Below are 20,324 nucleotides of genomic sequence, written 5' to 3'. Positions count from 1 at the left end.
TCCTGAGATCAGCTCGCCTTAAGCTCCAGCCTTCTCCTGTGCAGCACCGGCTCGGTGTATCCGCTGGGCTGGACGCGGCCCTCGAAGACGAGGTCGCATGCGGCCTGGAAGGCGATCGAGGCGTCGAAGTCGGGCGCCATCGGCCGGTAGAGCGGGTCGCCGGCATTCTGCCGGTCGACGACCGCCGCCATGCGCTTCAGCGTCGCCAGCACCTGGTCCTTGCCGCACACGCCGTGATGCAGCCAGTTGGCGATGTGCTGGGACGAGATGCGCAGCGTCGCGCGGTCCTCCATCAGCCCGACATCGTTGATGTCGGGGACCTTCGAGCAGCCCACGCCCTGGTCGATCCAGCGCACCACATAACCCAGGATGCCCTGCGCGTTGTTGTCGAGCTCGAGCTGGATCTCGTCGGCCGTCCAGTTCGGCCGCGCCGCCACCGGCACCGACAGGATGTCGTCGAGTTTCGCCCGGGCCCTGTTCCGCAGTCCCGCCTGCACCGTCTTGACGTCGACCTTGTGGTAATGCGTGGCATGCAGCGTCGCCGCCGTCGGCGACGGCACCCAGGCGGTGTTGGCGCCGGCCCGGGGGTGGGCGATCTTCTGCTCCAGCATCGCCGCCATCAGGTCCGGCATCGCCCACATGCCCTTGCCGATCTGGGCATGGCCCGACAGCCCGCAGTCCAGCCCGATGTCGACGTTCCACGCCTCATAGGCGGCAATCCACGCCGCCTGCTTCATGTCGCCCTTGCGGATCATCGGCCCGGCCTCCATCGAGGTGTGGATCTCGTCGCCGGTGCGGTCGAGGAAACCGGTGTTGATGAACACCACCCGCTCGCTTGCCGCGCGGATGCACTCCTTCAGGTTGACCGTGGTGCGCCGTTCCTCGTCCATGATGCCCATCTTCAGCGTGTTGGGCGCCATCCCAAGCGCGGCCTCGACCCGGCCGAAGATCTCCACCGCGAAGGCCACCTCGTCGGGCCCGTGCATCTTCGGCTTGACGATGTAGACCGAGCCGGCCGGCGAGTTCTTGCGGCGGCCGGCAGGGCCGACGTCGTGCAGCGCGATCAGGCTGGTGATCATGGCATCCATGATGCCTTCCGGCACCTCGTTGCCGTCGCCGTCGAGAATGGCCGGATTGCCCATCAGGTGGCCGACATTCCTGACCAGCATCAGCGAACGGCAGCGCAGCGTAAAGCGCGAGCCGTCGGGTCCGGTGTAGTCGCGATCGGGATTGAGCGTGCGGGTGAAGGTCTTGCCGGCCTTGGCCACTTCTTCAGCAAGGTCGCCCTTCATCAGGCCGAGCCAGTTGCGGTAGACCACCACCTTGTCGGCGGCGTCGACGGCGGCGACCGAATCCTCGCAGTCCATGATCGTGGTGATCGCCGATTCCAGCCACACATCGGCGATATGGGCCGGATCGTCCCTGCCGATGGCGGAGCCGGCGTCGATCAGCACCTCGACATGGATGCCGTTGTTGCGCAGCAGGATCTGGCCGGGGGCGGACGCTTCGCCGAGATAACCGGCAAACTGTTCGGGCTTCTTCAGCCCCGCCGTGCGGCCGCCGTCGAGCGACACGACAAGCGCGCCGCCCTTGACCGCAAAGCCGCGGGCCTCCTGCCAGGGTGCACCGGCGAGCGGCACGGCCTCGTTCAGGAAATTGCGCGCCCATTGGATCACCCTGGCGCCGCGTTTGGGATTGTAGCCCTTGCCTTTCTCCGCGCCGTCGGTCTCGGGGATGGCATCGGTGCCGTAGAGCGCATCGTAGAGCGAACCCCAGCGGGCATTGGCGGCGTTCAACGCATAGCGCGCATTCATGACCGGCACGACGAGCTGCGGCCCGGCGACCGAAGCGATCTCGGGATCGACATTCTGGGTGGTGACGGTGAAGGCCGGCCCTTCCGGCACCAGATAGCCGATCCCGGACAGGAAGGCCTTGTAGGCGTCCATGTCGGCGGGGGCGCCATGCTCCCGGTACCAGCCGTCGATCTTCTCCTGCAGCGCGTCGCGCCTGGCCAGCAGCGCCCGGTTCTTCGGCGCCAGATCGTGCACGATCGCCGCAAACGCCTGCCAGAAGGCCGCCGCCTCGACGCCCGTCCCCGGCAGCGCCTCCGTCTCCACGAAGTCACGCAGCTCGCGCGCGACCTTCAGGCCGGCAGTCTCGACATAGGCTTGAGTGAACATGTGCATGCCCTTCTTCCGTCAGGCCGCGATGGCCGCGTCGACGCCGAACTCGCCGGCGATGCACTCGGCCACCATCTGGGCGGTCGCGGCCGAGAGCGTCCAACCGAGATGACCGTGACCAGTGTTGTAGAAGACGCCCGGCTGCCGGCCTTTGCCGACCCGCGGCATCATATTGGGCATCATCGGCCGCAGACCGGCCCAGGGCACCACGCGATTGGTGTCGACATCAGGGAACAGCATCCGCGTCCAGTCGACCAGCGGCTTGACCCGGTCGTGCCGGATGTCCCGGTTCATGCCGTTGAACTCAGCGGTGCCGGCGACCCGGAAGCGCCCGGTCCCGAGGCGGCTGGTGACGATCTTGGCGCGATCGTCGAGCAGGCTGACCCACGGGGCCGCCTGCCGACTGCGCTCCTCGTCGAGATGGACGGTGATCGAATAGCCTTTCACGGGATAGACATTGACACGATCGCCGAGCATGGCCGCGAAGCGCCGGCTGGCAGAGCCTGCGCAGATCACGACGCCGTCGGTCTCCACCGTGCCGGCATGCGGCTCACCCTCTCCCAGGGTCCCGCTCCGATAGTCGATGCGAAAGCGCCCCTTCCGCTCAACGCGCTCGACATCTGCGTCGAAGATGAAGCGCGCGCCCCGCCGCTCGCAGGCCTTGGCGAGCCCGAAGGTGAATTTGTGGATGTCGCCGGTCGAATCCGACGGCGTATAGAAACCGCCGTAGAAATCGCCATGCAACGCCGGTTCGATCGACTTGACCTCGGCGGCGGAGACGGGGTGCCGGTCGAGCCCGCCTTCGACCAGCATCGTATTGACCGTCAGCGCGTGCTGGAAACTCGGCTTGTCCCAGTAGATGTGGAGGATACCGCGCCGGACATGGTCGAAGTCGATGTTCTCGCGCGCGGCGATGCCGAACAGATGCTCGCGCGCGGCAATCGCCAGCCGCGTGGTCTCCACCGTGTTGGAGCGGTAGTTCAGGATGTTGGAGACGAATTCCGCAAGCCAGGCATATTTGTGCCAGGTGGGCGCCGGGTTCATGAGCAGCGGCGCGTCGCGCCGCATCATCCATTTGATGCCCTTGAGCAGCGTCGACCAGTGGTTCCAAACCTCCGCATTGCTCGCCGAGAGCTGGCCGCCATTGGCGAAGGAGGTTTCCATCCCCGCGTAACGCTGGCGGTCGATGACGGTGACGGCATAGCCACGTTCCAGGAGGGCATAGGCGGTGGTGACGCCGGTGATGCCGGCGCCGATGACGGCGATATGGGGCATTTCATTCTCCGCGATCAAAGTTGGGAGCGGGCCGAGACCCGCGGTTCATCCCCAATCTGTCGCTGTACCTGAGAGCTTAACCGCGCCGGCGCGGCTTTCCCCTTCGGTGGGCACTCGAAATGCCACTCTCCAGATCGTTCAACTGCATGGTCTTCTTTGCCTGAGAGTTTCCTGGGGGGTTGCTCCGTCGGCGCCGGCCATCTGCGGCCGATCTCTCCCATGCAGCCTCTTGAACGCGATATGTTTCTACCGTTCGACCGGCGCCCCCGCAACCTCTGCCGCGGAGGCGCCCAGAGCAATTCCAGCAAAAGTGCGCAGCGGTTTTGCGTCCGGAATTGCGTGAGAACAAAGAGTTAGAGCGTTTGCGCGATTCGGGGAAAGCGGAAATGCGCCAACGTCAGTTGCCTTCGTCGTAGAGCGTCGTGGTGGTCTCGACGCCCTCCTCGTGCAAACCGGCACGCTTGATCGCCGCGGCAGCCAGTTCGCGCGCCTTGCGACGGATATGCACCTCGTCGACGCCCTGCACCTTGCCGTCGGCGTAAAGCACCTTGCCGTCGACCCAGGTCTGCGTGATCGATGCGGTCGAAGCCGAGAAGACCAGCGCCTGGAGCGGATCGTAGAAAGGCGTCCATTCGACATGGTCGAGATCGAACAGGATGAAGTCCGCCTTCTTGCCGATCTCGAGCGAACCGATCTCGTCATCCCACATCAGTGCCTGGGCGCCTTCGATCGTCGCGGCCCGCAACGCCTGCCTCGCGGTAAAGATATCGGGCTGCATGCGGGCATCCTTGAACATGCCTGCGACGACGAGCATCTGCCGCATGAGGTTCATATTGCCTGCCGCCGACACGCCGTCTGTTCCGAGCCCGACCTTGACGCCGGCCTTGACCATCTCAGGATATTTGCCGATCGCCGTCGCGCCCTTGCCGAGCTTGAAGGACGAGCACGGGCAGAAGGCCACGCTGGCGCCACGTTCGGCGAGCAGCCGGACCTCTTCGTCCGAGACCGCCGCACCATGGGCGATGACGAGGTTCTTCCCAATGCCGCCGGCCCGATCGATCCGGGTAATGGGCCAGCAGCCATATTTGCTTTCGCAGACCTTGGCTTCCTCGATCGACGTGGCGAGGTGGTAGGTGGTGCCGACGCCGAGCTTCTCTGCCAGCTTCACCGCGCCGACATGCAACTCCAGGGTGCATGGCTCCTTGCCTTCGATATTGACCCAGCAGCGGGCACGGCCCTCGAGCGATCCGTTGTAGCGCCTGACGCAATCCTCAAGGACCTTCAGCGCGGTTTCCGCATCCGGGAAGAAATGATGTTCGGCCATTTCCCGGGTCCAGCCGCGCGGCAGTTCCGCCGGCGGATTGTCGGCGGCGTGGCGGCCGGTGATCCCGCGGATGCCGGTCTGCTCCATGGCCCGGATCACGATGCCGGGGTCATACTGGGAACCCATGTCGAGGAAGCAGGTCGTGCCGCAGCGCAGCATCTCGGTGATGCCGAGTAGCGCCCCCCAATATTCGTCCTCTTCCGTGATATGGGCATAAAAGGGCTTCGCCCAATGGAAGACCCAGGCGCGCGTGTTGAGGTTGTCGGGGAAGACCGCCCGCGACAGCGTTTCGGACAGATGGACGTGGCTGTCCACGAAACCCGGGCAGATACCGAGCATCCTGCCGTCGATCACCTTGTCGAAGACGGTCGAGTTGTGGCGCGCCGCGACGTCCGCCGCCGGCCCAATATCGGCGATGCGGTCATTCTCGACGACCATGCTGGCGCCGCGCAGGACCGTGTCGTTCTTGTCGACCGTGAAGGCGAAGTTCAAGTCTTTGATCAGTGTGCGCATAGTCATTCACTCGTCCACGGGCCTGCATTCCATCTGCTTCCCACCGGTCCGACCGTGGGTCGTCGCCGGCGGCGGGCGCGGAAAAGCCCTGGCCGCCGATTCTCTTTTGAACCGCCTGCAGCCCTCAGGCCACGTGACGCGCTGCCGCCTTGCCGGCGGTGCCCGTCGGGATCAGGCGATCGGTGTCGGCATAGTCGGAAAGCAGCTCCGATCCGGTCGCGGTGACGAGCAGCATGTCCTTGTTCTGCATGCCGAAGCCGTAGCCGGTGTCATAGCAGAGAGGTTCGAATCCGAGCACCATGTTCTCCTCCAGCGGCGCATCGCTGCCTGGCTTGCCCAGGACCGGGGTCAGGCCGAGATACGGATCCTCGTGCAGGTGCAGCCCGATGCCGTGCCCGACGAAGGAGATCGGCGGCAGGTTCAGCTTGGCGAGCTTCGCGATGAAGGCGTCGTAGATCGTCCGGCAGCTTGCGCCCGGTTTCACCTTCTCCATGATCTCATATTTGCATTCGACCAGATGAGCCCAGATCTTATCGGCCATGGGGGGCGCCTCACCGACGATCGCGGTGCGGCAGACACCGGCCTGATAGCCGTTGATGACGGAGAATATCTCGACGCGGCAGACGTCGCCGCGCTTCAGCACACGCTCCGAAGGACCAACATTGGGAAGCACGCTGCGTTCACCCGTGGCGACGATGAGCAACTTGAAGTGGTCAGCGCCCAGCGAATAGACATTGCGCGTCAGATGACCGGCAATGTCCATCTCGGAATCGCCCTCGTCCACCACGGCGAGCGTGTCGGTGATGGCCTGGTCTGCGATCCGCGACAGCCGGCGCAGAAGCGCGATCTCCTCAATCGTCTTGATCTGGCGCAACCTGGCTAGGATCGGTTCAGAATGCTCGAATCTGGCGCTGGGCATCGCCGCGGCGAGCCGCGCGAAGTCGCCCGCCGGCAGGTAGTCCATTTCGAGCCCAATGCGCCCCTTGGCAAGGCCGAGGCCCTCCAGCTGATCGGCGAGCACCAGCATCGGATCGTCGGAGAATTCCGCCCAGATGCGCGTCGGCACGTCGGGCTGGCGCCGCTTGATGGTCGAGGCCTCCATGTCGACGCCGAAGAGCGCTTCACGGCCATCCGCGGTGACGATCGTCATGGCATGGCGATGGCGGATGAGCGGCTGTGACGGCACGACGAAGCCGGTCGTATAGGCGAAGTTCTCCGGCGACGAGCAGATCATGGCGTCGAGCCCATGCTGCGCCATTGCCTTCACCTGTTTCGCGACGATTTCTGCCCGCATGATTGTTCCTCTCCTGATATCCGTGCCGCGTTCAATCGCGCACGCGGTATTTTTCGATCTTGCCGAGATCCACCTCGATGCCCATGCCGGGGCCGGAGGGGACCACGATGGCACCGTCGACGAATTGCATGGGCTCGGCCAGCAGGTCGTCCTTGTAGTAGATGCCGCCGACCTGGCCGCGCTGCGCCTCGGCCGGTGTCGAGACGGGAATGACGCAGGAGAGCGTGACGGCGGGCGATGCGGCTGCGAGCTGCACATTGGCCAGATTGCCGACACCCGTCTCGATGGAGCCGTTGACGTTGCAGATGATGCCGGCGGCACGGCACACGGCCCCGACCTCCATGGCCTTGTAGAGGCCGCCCGACTTGGTCGTGTAGATCGAGACGATCTGGATTCCTCCCGACTGGATGATCTGCACGGCGTCATGCGCGTTCCAGGCCGACTCGTCGGCCATAACCGGCGCGTCGATCCGGCGCCCGACCTCGGCTATGCGCTCAATGCCCATGACCGGCTGCTCGACATATTTGAGCCGGTTCTTCTCCATCCTGCGCACGGTCTGGACCGCCTCGCCCGGCGTCTTGTAGCCTTCGTTGGCGTCGACGCAGATCTCGACCGCCTCGCCCGCGACCTCGCGGACGGCGTTGACCATGGCGACGTCTCGATCGGGATCGACGCCGATCTTGACCTTGATCGTCTTCACGCCTTCCGTGACCAGCCTGGCCACCTCGGCACGCGCCTCCTCGATCGAGATCAGGCCGATCGAATGGGTGACCGGCACGCGATCGCGCGCCTTGCCGCCGAGCAGCGTGTGGACCGGCACATTCAGCCAGCGGCCCGTGAGATCATAGGTAGCGAACTCGACGGCGGCCTTCGAATAGGGATAGCCGCGGATGATCGCATCCATCCTGGCATGCAGTTCGGCGAAGTTGCCGAGATCCAGCCCGATGACCGCCGGGGCCAGATAGGTATCGATGACGGAACGGGTGATCAGCGCCGATTCGCCGAAATAACGTCCGAACTCGCCGCCCCAGTCCTTGAGCGCCGGCGCCTCACCCCAGCCGACGCGACCGTCGCTGTCCGTCATCCGCACCATCACATAGCGGCCGATGACTTCCGTCAGGCCGGCCCATTTGTGCTCGCGCCGGGTGGGCAGTTGGACAATCAGTGTTTCGATGGACTTGATCGTAGGCAAGAGCACACCTTTGCGATTGTGACCTGCAGCGTGATGCGCTAAGCTGCGATCATCTACTGTGATCACAGTTTATGATCATATTTTGTGGTCGTCAAGGGTTGAAAGCGGCATCGTGCGCGGCTCGCGCCAGAGACATCGGAGAACCGGGAGGAGAAGGCTATGATCGTCGAGACGACCAACTATTTCGCCAGGGAAGGCCAGGCCGCGGCAGTGCTTGCCCAGCGGCGCAAGGCATCCGCCATTCGCCGGGAACTCGGGCTCGAGCCGGGGCGGATCTATGTCAAGCTGGAGGGCGCTGGGCCCGACACCCGCTGGGAATGCCGCTTCCCGTCATTGGAAGCCTACAAGGCCGACATGGCCGAAAGGGCACAATCCCAGGCATTCGCCGCGGCGCGCAAGGATATGCATACGCTGCTCGAACGTTTCGAGCGCCACCTCTCCGCTCCGGACGAACTGCCGGGCGACGGTGGTTGATTCCGGTTTGGTGTCCGGTCGCGGACGCTAACGAAAAAGCCCGGCGTTTCGGCCGGGCTTTTTCGTCTGGCTGTGGATGGGATGGTCGTTCGGCTCAGTGGTCGAAGGCCTTGACGATCTCTTCGGTCATCTTCTTGGCGTCGCCCAAGAGCATCATGGTGCCGTCCTTGTAGAACAGCGTGTTGTCGATGCCGGCATAGCCGGAGCCCAGCGAGCGCTTGACGAACAGGCAGGTGCGCGCCTTGTCGACGTCGAGGATCGGCATGCCGTAGATCGGGCTCGCCTTGTCGTCGCGCGCCGCCGGGTTGGTCACGTCGTTGGCGCCGATCACATAGGCGACGTCGGCCTGCGCGAACTCTGAGTTGATGTCCTCCAGCTCGAACACCTCGTCGTAAGGCACATTGGCCTCGGCCAAAAGCACGTTCATGTGGCCCGGCATGCGGCCGGCCACCGGATGGATGGCGTATTTGACCTCGACGCCGGCCGCCTTCAGCTTGTCGGCCATCTCGCGCAGCGCGTGCTGGGCCTGCGCCACCGCCATGCCGTAGCCCGGCACGATGATCACCTTCTGCGCGTTCATCATCAGATAGGCCGCGTCGTCGGCCGACCCCTGCTTCACCGTGCGCTCGATGCCGTCGTCGGCGACCGCCGCCGCCTCGCCGCCGAAGCCGCCGAGGATCACCGAGATGAAGGAGCGGTTCATGCCCTTGCACATGATGTAGCTGAGGATCGCGCCCGACGAGCCGACCAGCGCCCCGGTGATGATCAGCGCCAGGTTGCCCAGCGTGAAGCCGATGCCGGCCGCCGCCCAGCCCGAATAGGAGTTCAGCATCGACACCACCACCGGCATGTCGGCGCCGCCGATCGGGATGATGATCAGCACGCCGAGCACCAGCGACGCCGCCACGATCAGCCAGAACGCGATCGTGCTCTGGGTGGTCACCAGGAGCACGATCAGCACCACCAGCGCGATGCCGAGCGCGGCGTTGACGGCATGCCGGCCCGGCAGCATGATCGGCTTGCCCGACATGCGCCCGTCGAGCTTCAGGAAGGCGATGACCGAGCCGGTGAAGGTGACCGCGCCGATCGCCACGCCGAGGCTCATCTCGACCAGCGCCTGGCCGTGGATGGCGCCGAGCGAACCGATGCCGAAGCTTTCCGGCGCATAGAGCGCGGCCGCCGCCACCATCACCGCGGCAAGGCCGACCAGGCTGTGGAAGGCCGCCACCAGCTGCGGCATCTTGGTCATCTGGATGGAGCGCGCCACATAGGCGCCGACGCCGCCGCCGATGGCCAGCCCGACCACGATCAGCGCCAGGCCGCCGAGGCTCGGCGTGGCCAGCGCCAGCGTGGTCAGGATGGCGATCCCCATGCCGATCATGCCGTAGAGATTGCCCTGCCGGCTGGTCGTCGGATGCGACAGGCCGCGCAGCGCCAGGATGAACAGGATGCCGGAGACCAGATAGAGGAAAGAGGCGAGATTGGCGTTCATCGCTTACTTCTCTTTCTTCTTGTACATGGTCAGCATGCGCTGGGTGACCAGGAAGCCGCCGAAGATGTTGACGGCGGCGAGCATGAGCGCGACGAAGCCGAAGCCGGTGGCAAGGCCGGAGGCCGAGATGCCGACCGCCAAAAGCGCGCCGACCACGATCACCGACGAGATCGCGTTGGTGACCGACATCAGCGGCGTGTGCAGGGCCGGCGTCACCGACCACACCACGTAATAGCCGACGAAGATCGCCAGCACGAAGATGGCGAAGCGGAACACGAAGGGATCGATGGCGCCGCCCGACAGCGCATGGGCCGCATCGCCGGCCGCATCGGCGGTTGCCGGCGCCTGGGCCAGATCCGCGATCGCCATCCTGACCGCCGCCACCGACTGCTCGAGCTGGTCGAGGGCCTTTTCCAGTGCTGTCTGTTCCATCACGCGTCTCCCCCGGTTTTGGGCGCCGCCGCTGGTTTCGATGACGATTTGGCCGCGGCAACCGGCTTCTTCGCCGGCTTGTCCGCTGCCGCCGTCGGCTTCTTCGCCGATTTCCTCGCGGCAGCCGCTTTGGTCGGCTTGTCCGCGGCAACCGGCGTCGCCGGCTTGTCCGCCGCGGCAACCGGCGCGGCCGTCACGCTGGCCGCCGTATCGGCGAAGGCGGCATGCACCACCTTGCCGCCGTCGGTCAGCATGGTTGCCTTGACCAGCTCGTCCTCACGGTTGATGGCAAGCTTTTTGCCTGCCTTGTCGACCAGTGTCTCCAGGAAGGCGTAGAGGTTCTTGGCGTAGAGCAGCGACGCCGAAGCCGCCACCCTGCCCGGCACATTGAGATGGCCGACGATCTTCACCCCGTTGGCCGTGGTCACAACCTTGCCGGCCTCGGCACCCTCGACATTGCCGCCACGCTCCACCGCCAGGTCGACCAGCACCGAGCCCGGCTTCATCGAGGCCACCATCGCCGCCGACACCAGCCGCGGCGCCGGACGCCCGGGGATCAGCGCCGTGGTGATGACGATGTCCTGCCTGGCGATGTGCTCGGCCGTCAGCGCGGCCTGCTTGGCCTGGTATTCCTTCGACATCTCCTTGGCGTAGCCGCCGGCGGTCTCGGCCTGCCTGAACTCCTCGTCCTCGACCGCGATGAACTTGGCGCCGAGCGAGGCGACCTGCTCCTTGGCGGCGGGCCGCACGTCGGTCGCCGTCACCACCGCGCCGAGGCGGCGCGCGGTGGCGATCGCCTGCAGGCCGGCCACGCCCACCCCCATGACGAAGACCTTCGCCGCCGGCACCGTGCCGGCCGCCGTCATCATCATCGGCAGGGCCCGGTCATATTCGGCCGCCGCGTCGATCACCGCTTGGTAGCCGGCCAGGTTGGCCTGGCTCGACAGCACGTCCATCACCTGGGCGCGGGTGATGCGCGGCATGAATTCCATGGCAAACGCCGTCACCCCGGCGCGCGCCAGGGCCGCCACCGCCGCGTCGTTGCCATAAGGGTCCATGATGGCGATGACGGCCGAACCTGATTTGTAGCCCTTCAGCTCCGCCTCGCTCGGCCGGCGCACCTTCAACACCATATCGGCCCGGCCCGCATCGGAGGCCTTGCCGATCGCGGCGCCCGCTGCGGCGAAATCCGCATCGACGATGCGCGAGCCCAAACCCGCACCGGCCTCCACCACCACGTCGAAACCGAGCCCGACAAGCCGCTTCACCGTCTCGGGCGATGCACCGACACGGGGCTCGTTCGCGTCGATCTCAGCCGGTACGAAAACTGTCTGTCCCACCGCCTCTATCCCTCCGGTTGGAACCCATATCCTTCGCAGCCCGGCTTCCGCCGGTCGTTATGGAAGCGGAAATATCAGCTGATGTGCCCCGGGATGTCGCGGAGCAGATAACCGCCCACGGCGCAGATCACCAGGAACAGCACAAGGGAAGCGAAGAAGCCGGCCGGAGCGAAGAAGCCGAAGGCCATGGCGACCAACAGGGCCACGCAGACCAACGACACATATTTGGTCAGGGTGATGAAGAGCTGATAGGTCTTCTCATGCTCCTGATAGTCCATCGGGGCGCCCGTCTCGACGGGGCCGGTCGGCGTGTGATCAGCCATTGTGTATCCCTCGCAAAGCCTGTCGCCCGGCACATAGCGAAAAGCAGGGCCAAGGGCAATGGCGCTATTGGCCGCTGGTCTGCGACAAGAGCGTCAAGCAATTCCGCGATAATGTGTGGCCGCACGCCGTTGACGGCGGCCACCCGGCCGAGGCGAAGCCGTCGCTGGCCCATCTTCTGGTCGAAACAGCGATTTGATATTGTCGACCCGCAGATGGAGTGAAAGATGGCCGAGAAAGCCAGGCGTCCGATGACGATCGACGAGTTCTTCGAATGGCAGAAACACCAGGACAGGAACTACGAACTCGTCGACGGCCTGCCCGTGATGACCGTGAGGGCCATGACCGGGGCGACCGACCGGCACGACAGCATCACGGTCAACACCATCGCCGCTTTCGGAAACCAGTTGCGCGGCACATCATGCCGACCCAAGACTTCGGACACATCGATCCTTACGTCTCGCGGCACGCGCCGCCCCGACGTGCTGATAGAATGCGGCAAACCCGATCCACGCTCCATGACGGCGGACGATCCCCGGGCCGTGATCGAGATCCTGTCGCCTTCGACCACTCGGTATGACCGCTTCCAGAAACTGGCAGAATACCAACAGCATCCGGCGGTGAAGGTCGTGCTCCTGGTCGACAGCGAGGCGCCGCAGGTGACCATCTGGCGCCCGGGGCCCGAATGGCTGGGCGACAGAGGAAGCCATCAGCCTCGACGCGACGATCGCGTTGGCGGAGATCGGCACGTCGCTCGCGCTGGCTGAGCTCTACCGCGACATCGCGTTCGACGTCGGGCGCGAGTGACTGCTCACGCCAGCCAGCGTTTGCGGCGCTTGTAGTGCTTGACGTCCCGGAAAGACTTGCGTCCTTCCCCGCCGACACCGAGATAGAACTCCTTCACGTCCTCGTTCTCGCGCAGCGACGACGCTTCGCCGTCGAGCACGATGCGGCCCGATTCCAATATGTAGCCGTATTTGGCGTAGCGCAGCGCGACATTGGTATTCTGCTCGGCCAGCAGGAAGGAGACGCCCTGTTCCTCGTTGAGCTTCTTCACGATCTCGAAGATCTCCTCCACGAGCTGCGGCGCCAACCCCATGGACGGCTCGTCGAGCAGGATCATCTTGGGCCGTGACATCAGCGCCCGGCCGATCGCCGTCATCTGCTGCTCGCCGCCCGACGTGTAGCCGGCCTGGCTCTTCCTGCGCACCTTGAGCCGCGGGAAATACTTGTAGACCAGCTCGAGATCGTCGCGGATCGCGGCATTGCCGTCGCGGCGCGTGAAAGCGCCGGTGAGCAGATTGTCCTCGACCGAGAGATGGCCGAAACAATGGCGGCCTTCCATGACCTGGATGCAGCCGCGCCGCACCAGCTCATTGGGGGAAAGCGCCTGCACCTCCTCCCCCTCGAAGACGATATTGCCCTTGGTCACCTCGCCCCGCTCCGCCTGGAGCAGGTTGGAGATTGCCTTCAGCGTCGTCGTCTTGCCCGCTCCGTTGGCGCCGAGCAGCGCGGTCACCCCGCCCTTCGGCACGGAAAGGGAAACACCCTTCAGCACCAGGATGACATGGTCGTAGATCACCTCGATGTTGTTCACCGACAAGATCGGCGTGGCTGGTGCCGGGGCGGGTTGGTGTGCGTTGCTCATCCTGTATCCTTGCAGAAACCGACCGGACCGGCCGGCCCTCTCCCCGTTACGGAAGAAGGCCGGCGGCGCTGGCTACATCTTGCATTCCTCGTTGACCGGCCAGGGCTGGTTGGCGTCGGCATATTCCTTGGCCTTGGCCGCAACGATCGGATCGATCGCGGCGCGATCCGACTCGAGCAGTTCGGAAACCTTGACGAACTTCGTGCCGTCCCATTCGAGCATCCAGGCGCCTGCATGGCCGGTATGGTCCGAGCAGGAGGTCGAGAAAGGCGGAATCATGCCCTCCAGGCCGAGTTCCTTCAGCTTGGCCTCGTCGAGCTTGAGGTTCTCGAGGCCCCAGCGAAGCTGCTCGGCGTTGATGACCTTGGCGTTGAATTGGGCCTGCGCGGCCTTCACCCCTTCCGCCAGAATCATCGAGATCAGCACGCCGCGCTGGTAGAACACGGAATCGAACTCGCCGTCGGCCGTGTTGGCCATCGACTTGCCGGCGTCGACCACATATTTCTTGATGTCCTTCATCGCCGGCGCCTCGGAATTGGGCAGGCTCCAGGAAATCGACCGGTAGCCCTTGCCGGCGTCGCCGACCAGCTTCAGGTCGCCGTCATGGCCCGACCACCAGATGCCGACAAACTGGTTCATCGGATATTTGGTCTTGGCCGCCTCCGTGACGGCACCGGCATTCATCGCGCCCCAGCCCCACATCAGCACGAAATCGGGCTTCTCGCGGCGGATCTGCAGCCACTGCGCCGACTGGTTCTGCATTTCCTTCAGGCCGACAGGGATCGGCAACAGGGTGAAGCCATGCTTGGCGGCAAGCGACTCCAGAAGCGGAATCGGTTCCTTGCCATAGGGATGGTCGAGATGGAGCAACACGATCTTCTTGCCCTTCAGGCTGTCCAGATCGCCGCCCGAAATATTCTTCAGGATCATCGAGGCCCCATCCCAATAGGAGGACGGCGGATTGAAGGCCCACTGGAAGGTCTTGCCGTCCTGCATGGCGGAGAATCCGTAGCCGGGCGCCAGAATCGGTATCTTGTCGACATTCGATTTGGGCAGGACCTGGAGTGTGATGCCGGTAGACCAGGGCTGGGTGACGATGCCTCCGGCCGCTTTGGTCTTCTCGTAGCACTCGACACCCTTCTCGGTGTTGTAGCCGGTTTCGCACTCGTCATAGCCGAGCTTGACCCCGTTCACCCCGCCGTCGCGCTCGTTGAGCATCATCATATAGTCGCGCTGGCCATTCATCAGCGGGATGCCGGTCGCGGCGAAAGGCCCGGTCCGGTAGGAAAGGTTCGGCAGGTTCACCATGTCCTCGGCCATCGCGGGCACCGCGAACGCGGTGCCCGCGGCCAGGGCCGCCGCCAATAGGGCTGTCTTCGCTGTAAACTTCATCTGCGTCTCCTCCTGTTGTCCGTTTCTCCGAAAGGGCCGGGTGAACCGACCCCGTTTGCGGCGGCAGCCCCCGGCAGCCGCCTCGTCTTTCCGTCAATGCGGAAATGGCCACATGATGAGCTTTTCCCTGATGATCGCCCAGAACCGCGCCAGGCCGTGCGGCTCGACAATGAGAAAGAAGATGATCAGCGCGCCGATGGCCATGGTGTTCAGGTGCTCGCCCATTGAGGAACTGATCGGAATGCCGAGCGCGCCGGGGACGAAATTCAGCACGACCGGCAGCGCCACGATCAGGATCGCGCCGAGATAATTGCCAAGGATCGAGCCCAACCCGCCGATGATGGCGATGAACAGGACGCGGAACGACAGCGGAATGTCGAAGAGGTTCGGCTCCGCCGCGCCGCGCCAAAGGAAGACGAACAGCGCGCCCGACACGCCGACGATGTAGGACGACACCGCGAAGGCGGAAAGCTTGGCCCTCATCAGATTGATCCCGACGAGCTCGGCCGCGATATCCATGTCGCGCACCGACTTCCAGATCCGCCCGATACGGCCGCGCGTGATGTTGATGGCCAGCCAGGTGACAAGTGCCACCACGCAGAGCACGAAATAATATTGCGTGATCGCCTTGGCCTGCGGGCCGGCAACGGTGATGCCGAGCATCTCGATATTCGGCACCTGGATCGCGCCCGACGCGTTGTAGTTGTAGAGCCAGCCCCATTTCTCGAAGAGCCAGACCAGGAAGAACTGCGCCGCCAGCGTGGCGATCGCCAGGTAGAAGCCCTTTATGCGCAGCGACGGCAGCCCGAAGGCCACGCCGACGGCGGCCGAGAAAAAGCCCGACAACGCGATCGCAACGACCAGATTGAGCTCGGGGAACAGCGTGATCAGCTTGTAGCAGGCATAGGCGCCGACACCCATGAAGGCGCCGGTACCGAGCGAGAGCTGCCCGGCATAGCCGGTCAGGATGTTGAGGCCGAGCGCCGCCAGGGAATAGATCAGAACCGGCACGAGCAGCGCACGGAAGGCGAAATCGCTGGCGGTGAGAGGAAAGACGAAGAAGGCGACGACGAGGATGAAGGCCAGCAGCCAGGCGTCCTGGCGCAGCGGGAACAGCGCGTGGTCGGCGCGGTAGGAGGTCTTGAACTGGCCTGCGGTGCGGTAAAGCATCAGCCGTTGCCTCCGAATGAAACCGGATGCAAGCCATCACCCTGCAGCTCGAGGGGGAAGGAAACGCCCGCGTCTTGAAACTTTGCCTGGAAACTCGCCATCGCTCACACCCGCTCGATGATCTTTTCGCCGAACAGGCCCTGCGGCCGGAACAGGAGCACGATCAGCGCGAAGACGAAGGCGAACCAGGTCTCCGTGTTGCCGCCGAGCAGCGGCTGGCCCCAATAGATTTCGAAGAGCTTCTCCAATATGCCGATCGCCAGGCCGCCGAGGATCGCGCCAAGCACCGATTCCAGGCCGCCGAGCATCAGCACCGGCAACGCCTTGAAGGCGATCACCTCCAGTGCGAAGGACACGCCGGCCCGCGCCCCCCAGACGATGCCTGTGACGAGCGCGATGATGCCTGCAATGAACCAGACCAGAACCCAGATGCCGGACAGGGAGATGCCCACGGAGAGAGCAGCCTGGTGATCGTCGCCGAGCGCCCGGATCGCCCGCCCCATCTTCGACCTGTTCAGGAAGATCAGCAGCCCCGCGACCAGCGCAACCGCGCCGATCACCGCGGTCAGGTCCTTCTGCTCGATCGAGACGAAACCGCCGAAGGGCTCGAAGTCGAAGGAGCCGGTCGGAATATAGAGCTGCTCGGTGATCATCACCTTGTTCTCGCCGCCGAAGATCGTCTCGCCGAAACCGACCAGGAATAGCGTGATGCCGATCGTCGCCATGAACAGGATGATGTCGGGCTGGTTGACCAGCGGGCGCAGCACCACACGTTCGATGCAGACCGCGAGGATGAACATCACCAGCAGGGTCAGCGGCACGGCGAGCAGCGCCGGCACGCCCTTTTCGTGCAGGCCCACCAGGGTCAGCGCGGCGAAGACGACCATGATGCCTTGCGCGAAATTGAAGATACGGGACGATTTGTAGATCAGCACGAAGCCGAGCGCGATCAGCGCATAGAGCACGCCCGATACCAGCCCTTCCCAGAGCACCTGCAGAAGGAAATCGGGCGCGCCGAACATGTCGGCGAAAGGCTTCACCAGGATGGCGTTCAACAGTTCCACGGCTTTCCCCTCTTTCTCATTGCCACCACTCCCGGCTTCGATCTGTTCATCCGCCCAGTTGCGGGAAGAGGCCGAGCAGCCCCACGAGGATCAGGTAGAACGCGACGATGTAGTTGAGCAGCCGCGGCATCACCAGGATGAGTATGCCGGCAATCAATGCGATCAACGGCCCGATGGTGATTGCCGTGAATGTCATCCGCCGCTCCTTTCAATGGGCGACGCCGAGATAGGCGTCGATGACCTGCTGGTCGGCCTTGACCGCGTCGGGCGTGCCGTCGGCGATCTTCTTGCCGTAGTCCAGGACGACCACACGGTCGGAAAGATCCATGACCACGCCCATATCGTGCTCGATAAGGGCGATGGTCGTGCCGCGCTGCCGGTTCACGTCGATGATGAACCGGCTCATGTCTTCCTTCTCCTCGAGATTCATTCCCGCCATGGGCTCGTCGAGAAGCAGCAGGGACGGTTCCATGGCCAGCGCCCGGCCGAGTTCCACCCGCTTCTGCAGGCCGTAGGGCAGCTTCCCGACCGGTGTGCGGCGGATATGCTGGATCTCCAGAAAGTCGATGATCTCCTCGACCTTCTCGCGATGCTCTATCTCCTCGCGCAGCGCCGGCCCGTGCCAGAGCATCTGCCAGAACAGGCCGCGCCGCATCATCACCGAGCGGCCGGCCATGATGTTGTCGAGCGTTGACATGCCCTTGAACAAAGCAACGTTCTGGAAGGTGCGGGCAATGCCCTGTCGCACGGCATGGTGAGGCTTCATGCCGCGCCGCTCCACGCCGCGGAACACGATCGTGCCGTGCTGCGGCGTGTAGAAGCCGTTGACGACGTTGAGCATCGAGGTCTTGCCGGCGCCATTCGGCCCGATGATCGCCCGGATCTCGCCCTTTCTGACGTCGAAGGAGATATTGGTGATGGCCTTCACGCCGCCGAAGGACAGCGAGACGTTCCTGACCTCAAGCAGGGTTTCGCCATGCGGTATGCCGTCGTCCGGGGCGGCGACGCGCAACGTATCGGGCAAGGCATTCATTCGGCGGCCTCCCTGATCGGCTCCGCCGCACCGTGGATCTTGGCGTCCATGATCCGCACGGTGGCGCGGATATGCCCTTTGCGACCATCCTCGAAGGTCACCTCGGTCTCGACATTCTTTTGCGTCGTACCGTCATAGAGCGCCTCGATCAGCTCGTGATAGCGCTCGGCGACGAAGGAACGCCGCACTTTCATCGTCCTTGTCAGTTCGCCGTCGTCGGCGTCCAATTCCTTGTGCAGCACCAGGAAGCGCCTGATCTGGCCGCCCGCCATCATCGGCTCCCTGGCGAGACGCCGGTTGGTTTCGTCGACATGGCCGGCGATGATCCTGTAGACCTCGGGGTGGCCGGCGAGTTCCTGATAGGAGGCGTAGGCGATGTTGTTGCGCTCGGCCCAGTTGCCGACCGCCTGCAGGTCGATATTGATGAAGGCGGCGGCGAAATCGCGGCCGTCGCCGAAGGCCACGGCCTCCTTGATGTTGGGGAAGAACTTCAGGACGTTCTCGATGTATTTCGGCGCGAACAACGCCCCCGAACGTAGCCTGCCGACATCCTTGGCGCGGTCGATGATCCTGAGCTGGCCGTCCTTCTCGAAGAAGCCGGCATCGCCGGTCTTCACATAGCCGTCCGGCGTCATCGTTTCCGCGGTCTTGTCTTCCTGGCGGAAGTACCCGGAGAACATGCCGGGCGAGCGGAACTGCACCTCGCCGGCCTCGGAAATGCGGATGTCGACATTGGGCGCGGCCGGTCCGACCGCGTCGGAGCGCACGGCACCGTCCTTCTGCACGGTCACGTAGAGGAAAGCCTCGGTCTGGCCGTAAAGCTGCTTGAGATTGATCCCGAGCGAGCGGAAGAACGAGAACAGATCCTCGCCGATCGCCTCCCCGGCGGTATAGGCGACCCGGATGTTCGACATCCCCAGCACATTCTTGAGCGGCCCGTAGACCAGAAGGTTGCCGAGGGCATAGTTCAGTCTCGCCAATAGCGGGACCGGGCGTCCTTCCAGGATCGCCTCGCCATGCTTGCGGGCCACCTGGATGAAATGGTCGAAGAGCCAGCGTTTCAACCGGCCGGCATCCTCCATGCGTATGGTGACGCTGGTCAGGAGCCCTTCGAAAATTCGCGGCGGCGCGAAATAGAAGGTCGGCCCGATCTCGCGCAGATCCTGCGGAACTGTCTGCGGGCTCTCGGGACAATTCATGCAGAAGGCGCTCACGTAGCCCTGCGCGTAGTTGAGATAGTGATCTCCGACCCAGGCGAGCGGCAGATAGGCAAGCACGCTGTCCTTCTCGGTCAGCCGGTCGAAGGCCGCCGTGTCGCGGGCGGCCTTGACAGCGGCCGAGGCCTTGACCATCACGCCCTTGGAGCGGCCTGTCGTACCCGACGTATAGAGGATGACGGAAATGTCGTCGCCGCTTGCCGCGCGGATTGCATCCGCCCAGCGGCGCGCCGCCTCGGGATCGGCCCTCTCCACGGCCGCCCCCTTTTCCTGCACGGACGTGAAGGCTGTGAGCCCCCTGGGGTCGTAGTCGCGCAGGCCGCGCGGCTCGTCATAGACGATCTCCTTCAGCGCCGGGATCTTGTCCTGGAACGACTGGATCTTGTCGACCTGCTCCTGGTCCTGGACGATCGCGAATCGGACCTCGGCATGGTCGAGCACATAGGCCATCTCTTCGGCGACGGCGTCTGCATAGACCGGAACGGGAACGGCTCCGAGCGACTGGGCGGCGGCGAAACTCCAGTAGAGCCGCGGACGATTCGCGCCGACAATGGCGACGCGCTCGCCGCGGGAAAGGCCGAGCGCCTGCAGCCCGAGGGCGAGCCGCCGGATCTCGTCCGCCTGCTCGCTCCAGTTCCAGCTCTGCCAGATGCCGTAGTCCTTGTGTCGCATCGCCGGCCGCGATGCGTGGTGCTCTGCATTGAAGAGCAGATATTTCGGGAACGTGTCGAGATCGGCTCCCGCGTTCCCCGCAGGCCGCGACACATCGTTGGAATATGCTTCGCCGGACGCAACCGTTCGCGCCAATATGCTTCCTCCCATCCGCCGGCGAGACCCTCATCTTGCCGGGTGGAACCGTCGTTGTGTCTGCGGTTCCGTATCTCTTCGCAGGAAACTAGCGCCGATAAGTCATGCCGACAACAGAGGCATTGACAGACAGCCCCCGGAATTGTCTTATGAACT

18 protein-coding genes and 1 riboswitch are annotated in these 20,324 nt (G+C 64.4%); of the genes, 2 read left to right on the top strand and 16 right to left on the bottom strand.

Annotated features, from left to right (window positions below):
- Nucleotides 1-8: 8 nt before the first annotated feature.
- From JN280_RS13465 to JN280_RS13445, 5 genes are all read right to left on the bottom strand, one after another.
- Complete coding sequence (locus tag JN280_RS13465) at nt 9-2,186, bottom strand: malate synthase G (protein WP_244743293.1); 2,178 nt, start codon at nt 2,184-2,186, stop codon at nt 9-11.
- Between the two features lie 12 nt (nt 2,187-2,198).
- Entirely contained in the window at nt 2,199-3,455 is a 1,257-nt protein-coding gene (locus JN280_RS13460; RefSeq protein WP_202312823.1) for a D-amino acid dehydrogenase, read from the bottom strand.
- Between the two features lie 137 nt (nt 3,456-3,592).
- Nucleotides 3,593-3,685, bottom strand: a riboswitch (glycine riboswitch).
- Nucleotides 3,686-3,852: 167 nt separating this feature from the next.
- On the bottom strand, nt 3,853-5,298 hold the full coding sequence (locus tag JN280_RS13455) for an amidohydrolase family protein (RefSeq protein WP_244743291.1): 1,446 nt from the start codon (nt 5,296-5,298) through the stop codon (nt 3,853-3,855).
- Nucleotides 5,299-5,416: 118 nt separating this feature from the next.
- A complete protein-coding gene (locus JN280_RS13450; protein WP_202312822.1) occupies nt 5,417-6,586 on the bottom strand; it encodes a M24 family metallopeptidase in 1,170 nt (389 codons plus the stop codon).
- A 31-nt stretch (nt 6,587-6,617) separates the two neighbouring features.
- Entirely contained in the window at nt 6,618-7,784 is a 1,167-nt protein-coding gene (locus JN280_RS13445; RefSeq protein ID WP_244743289.1) for a mandelate racemase/muconate lactonizing enzyme family protein, read from the bottom strand.
- A gap of 153 nt (nt 7,785-7,937) precedes the next feature.
- On the opposite strand from JN280_RS13445, the gene JN280_RS13440 reads away from it, so the two are divergent.
- Nucleotides 7,938-8,252, top strand: coding sequence for a hypothetical protein (locus JN280_RS13440; protein ID WP_202312820.1), 315 nt, complete (start codon nt 7,938-7,940; stop codon nt 8,250-8,252).
- A 94-nt stretch (nt 8,253-8,346) separates the two neighbouring features.
- On the opposite strand, the gene JN280_RS13435 is transcribed toward JN280_RS13440, so the two are convergent.
- The 4 genes from JN280_RS13435 to JN280_RS13420 all read right to left on the bottom strand — a co-directional run bounded on the left by JN280_RS13435 (nt 8,347) and on the right by JN280_RS13420 (nt 11,839).
- Nucleotides 8,347-9,744: an NAD(P)(+) transhydrogenase (Re/Si-specific) subunit beta gene (locus JN280_RS13435; protein ID WP_202312819.1), complete on the bottom strand. Its 1,398-nt coding sequence runs from the start codon at nt 9,742-9,744 to the stop codon at nt 8,347-8,349.
- A gap of 3 nt (nt 9,745-9,747) precedes the next feature.
- Nucleotides 9,748-10,176, bottom strand: a complete 429-nt coding sequence (locus JN280_RS13430; RefSeq protein WP_202312817.1) for an NAD(P) transhydrogenase subunit alpha — start codon at nt 10,174-10,176, stop codon at nt 9,748-9,750.
- A complete protein-coding gene (locus tag JN280_RS13425; RefSeq protein ID WP_202312815.1) occupies nt 10,176-11,516 on the bottom strand; it encodes a Re/Si-specific NAD(P)(+) transhydrogenase subunit alpha in 1,341 nt (446 codons plus the stop codon). The genes JN280_RS13430 and JN280_RS13425 overlap by 1 nt, the downstream gene beginning before the upstream one ends.
- A gap of 74 nt (nt 11,517-11,590) precedes the next feature.
- Entirely contained in the window at nt 11,591-11,839 is a 249-nt protein-coding gene (locus JN280_RS13420) for an aa3-type cytochrome c oxidase subunit IV (RefSeq protein ID WP_202312813.1), read from the bottom strand.
- Between the two features lie 225 nt (nt 11,840-12,064).
- Between JN280_RS13420 and JN280_RS13415 the strand changes: the two genes are divergently transcribed.
- Entirely contained in the window at nt 12,065-12,604 is a 540-nt protein-coding gene (locus JN280_RS13415; RefSeq protein ID WP_244743287.1) for a Uma2 family endonuclease, read from the top strand.
- A gap of 44 nt (nt 12,605-12,648) precedes the next feature.
- Here JN280_RS13415 and JN280_RS13410 read toward each other — a convergent pair whose 3' ends face one another.
- From JN280_RS13410 to JN280_RS13380, 7 genes are all read right to left on the bottom strand, one after another.
- Nucleotides 12,649-13,485, bottom strand: a complete 837-nt coding sequence (locus tag JN280_RS13410) for an ABC transporter ATP-binding protein (protein ID WP_202312811.1) — start codon at nt 13,483-13,485, stop codon at nt 12,649-12,651.
- Nucleotides 13,486-13,557: 72 nt separating this feature from the next.
- On the bottom strand, nt 13,558-14,877 hold the full coding sequence (locus JN280_RS13405; protein ID WP_202312809.1) for an ABC transporter substrate-binding protein: 1,320 nt from the start codon (nt 14,875-14,877) through the stop codon (nt 13,558-13,560).
- A 93-nt stretch (nt 14,878-14,970) separates the two neighbouring features.
- A complete protein-coding gene (locus JN280_RS13400) occupies nt 14,971-16,047 on the bottom strand; it encodes a branched-chain amino acid ABC transporter permease (protein ID WP_202312807.1) in 1,077 nt (358 codons plus the stop codon).
- 104 nt (nt 16,048-16,151) lie between these two features.
- On the bottom strand, nt 16,152-17,111 hold the full coding sequence (locus JN280_RS13395; protein WP_202312805.1) for a branched-chain amino acid ABC transporter permease: 960 nt from the start codon (nt 17,109-17,111) through the stop codon (nt 16,152-16,154).
- Nucleotides 17,112-17,157: 46 nt separating this feature from the next.
- The gene (locus JN280_RS13390; RefSeq protein WP_202312803.1) at nt 17,158-17,307 is read right to left on the bottom strand and encodes a DUF3096 domain-containing protein; all 150 of its coding nucleotides are present in this window, start codon (nt 17,305-17,307) and stop codon (nt 17,158-17,160) included.
- 12 nt (nt 17,308-17,319) lie between these two features.
- The gene (locus JN280_RS13385; RefSeq protein ID WP_202312801.1) at nt 17,320-18,144 is read right to left on the bottom strand and encodes an ABC transporter ATP-binding protein; all 825 of its coding nucleotides are present in this window, start codon (nt 18,142-18,144) and stop codon (nt 17,320-17,322) included.
- Nucleotides 18,141-20,126: an AMP-binding protein gene (locus tag JN280_RS13380; protein ID WP_274609095.1), complete on the bottom strand. Its 1,986-nt coding sequence runs from the start codon at nt 20,124-20,126 to the stop codon at nt 18,141-18,143. The genes JN280_RS13385 and JN280_RS13380 overlap by 4 nt, the downstream gene beginning before the upstream one ends.
- Nucleotides 20,127-20,324 lie beyond the last annotated feature (198 nt).

It is taken from the genome of Mesorhizobium sp. L-8-10, from assembly GCF_016756635.1.
In the GTDB taxonomy this organism is placed as follows: domain Bacteria; phylum Pseudomonadota; class Alphaproteobacteria; order Rhizobiales; family Rhizobiaceae.
Note: the sequence above shows the minus strand (reverse complement) of the source record. Positions and strands in the feature narration are given on the sequence as shown.

Excerpts from the sequence above, each read along its gene's own strand:
- JN280_RS13465 (WP_244743293.1), bottom strand. The coding sequence starts at position 2,186 with ATGCACATGTTCACTCAAGCCTATGTCGAGACTGCCGGCCTGAAGGTC.
- JN280_RS13460 (WP_202312823.1), bottom strand. The coding sequence starts at position 3,455 with ATGCCCCATATCGCCGTCATCGGCGCCGGCATCACCGGCGTCACCACC.
- JN280_RS13455 (WP_244743291.1), bottom strand. The coding sequence starts at position 5,298 with ATGACTATGCGCACACTGATCAAAGACTTGAACTTCGCCTTCACGGTC.
- JN280_RS13450 (WP_202312822.1), bottom strand. The coding sequence starts at position 6,586 with ATGCGGGCAGAAATCGTCGCGAAACAGGTGAAGGCAATGGCGCAGCAT.
- JN280_RS13440 (WP_202312820.1), top strand. The coding sequence starts at position 7,938 with ATGATCGTCGAGACGACCAACTATTTCGCCAGGGAAGGCCAGGCCGCG.
- JN280_RS13435 (WP_202312819.1), bottom strand. The coding sequence starts at position 9,744 with ATGAACGCCAATCTCGCCTCTTTCCTCTATCTGGTCTCCGGCATCCTG.
- JN280_RS13430 (WP_202312817.1), bottom strand. The coding sequence starts at position 10,176 with ATGGAACAGACAGCACTGGAAAAGGCCCTCGACCAGCTCGAGCAGTCG.
- JN280_RS13420 (WP_202312813.1), bottom strand. The coding sequence starts at position 11,839 with ATGGCTGATCACACGCCGACCGGCCCCGTCGAGACGGGCGCCCCGATG.
- JN280_RS13415 (WP_244743287.1), top strand. The coding sequence starts at position 12,065 with ATGGCCGAGAAAGCCAGGCGTCCGATGACGATCGACGAGTTCTTCGAA.
- JN280_RS13410 (WP_202312811.1), bottom strand. The coding sequence starts at position 13,485 with ATGAGCAACGCACACCAACCCGCCCCGGCACCAGCCACGCCGATCTTG.
- JN280_RS13405 (WP_202312809.1), bottom strand. The coding sequence starts at position 14,877 with ATGAAGTTTACAGCGAAGACAGCCCTATTGGCGGCGGCCCTGGCCGCG.
- JN280_RS13400 (WP_202312807.1), bottom strand. The coding sequence starts at position 16,047 with ATGCTTTACCGCACCGCAGGCCAGTTCAAGACCTCCTACCGCGCCGAC.
- JN280_RS13390 (WP_202312803.1), bottom strand. The coding sequence starts at position 17,307 with ATGACATTCACGGCAATCACCATCGGGCCGTTGATCGCATTGATTGCC.
- JN280_RS13385 (WP_202312801.1), bottom strand. The coding sequence starts at position 18,144 with ATGAATGCCTTGCCCGATACGTTGCGCGTCGCCGCCCCGGACGACGGC.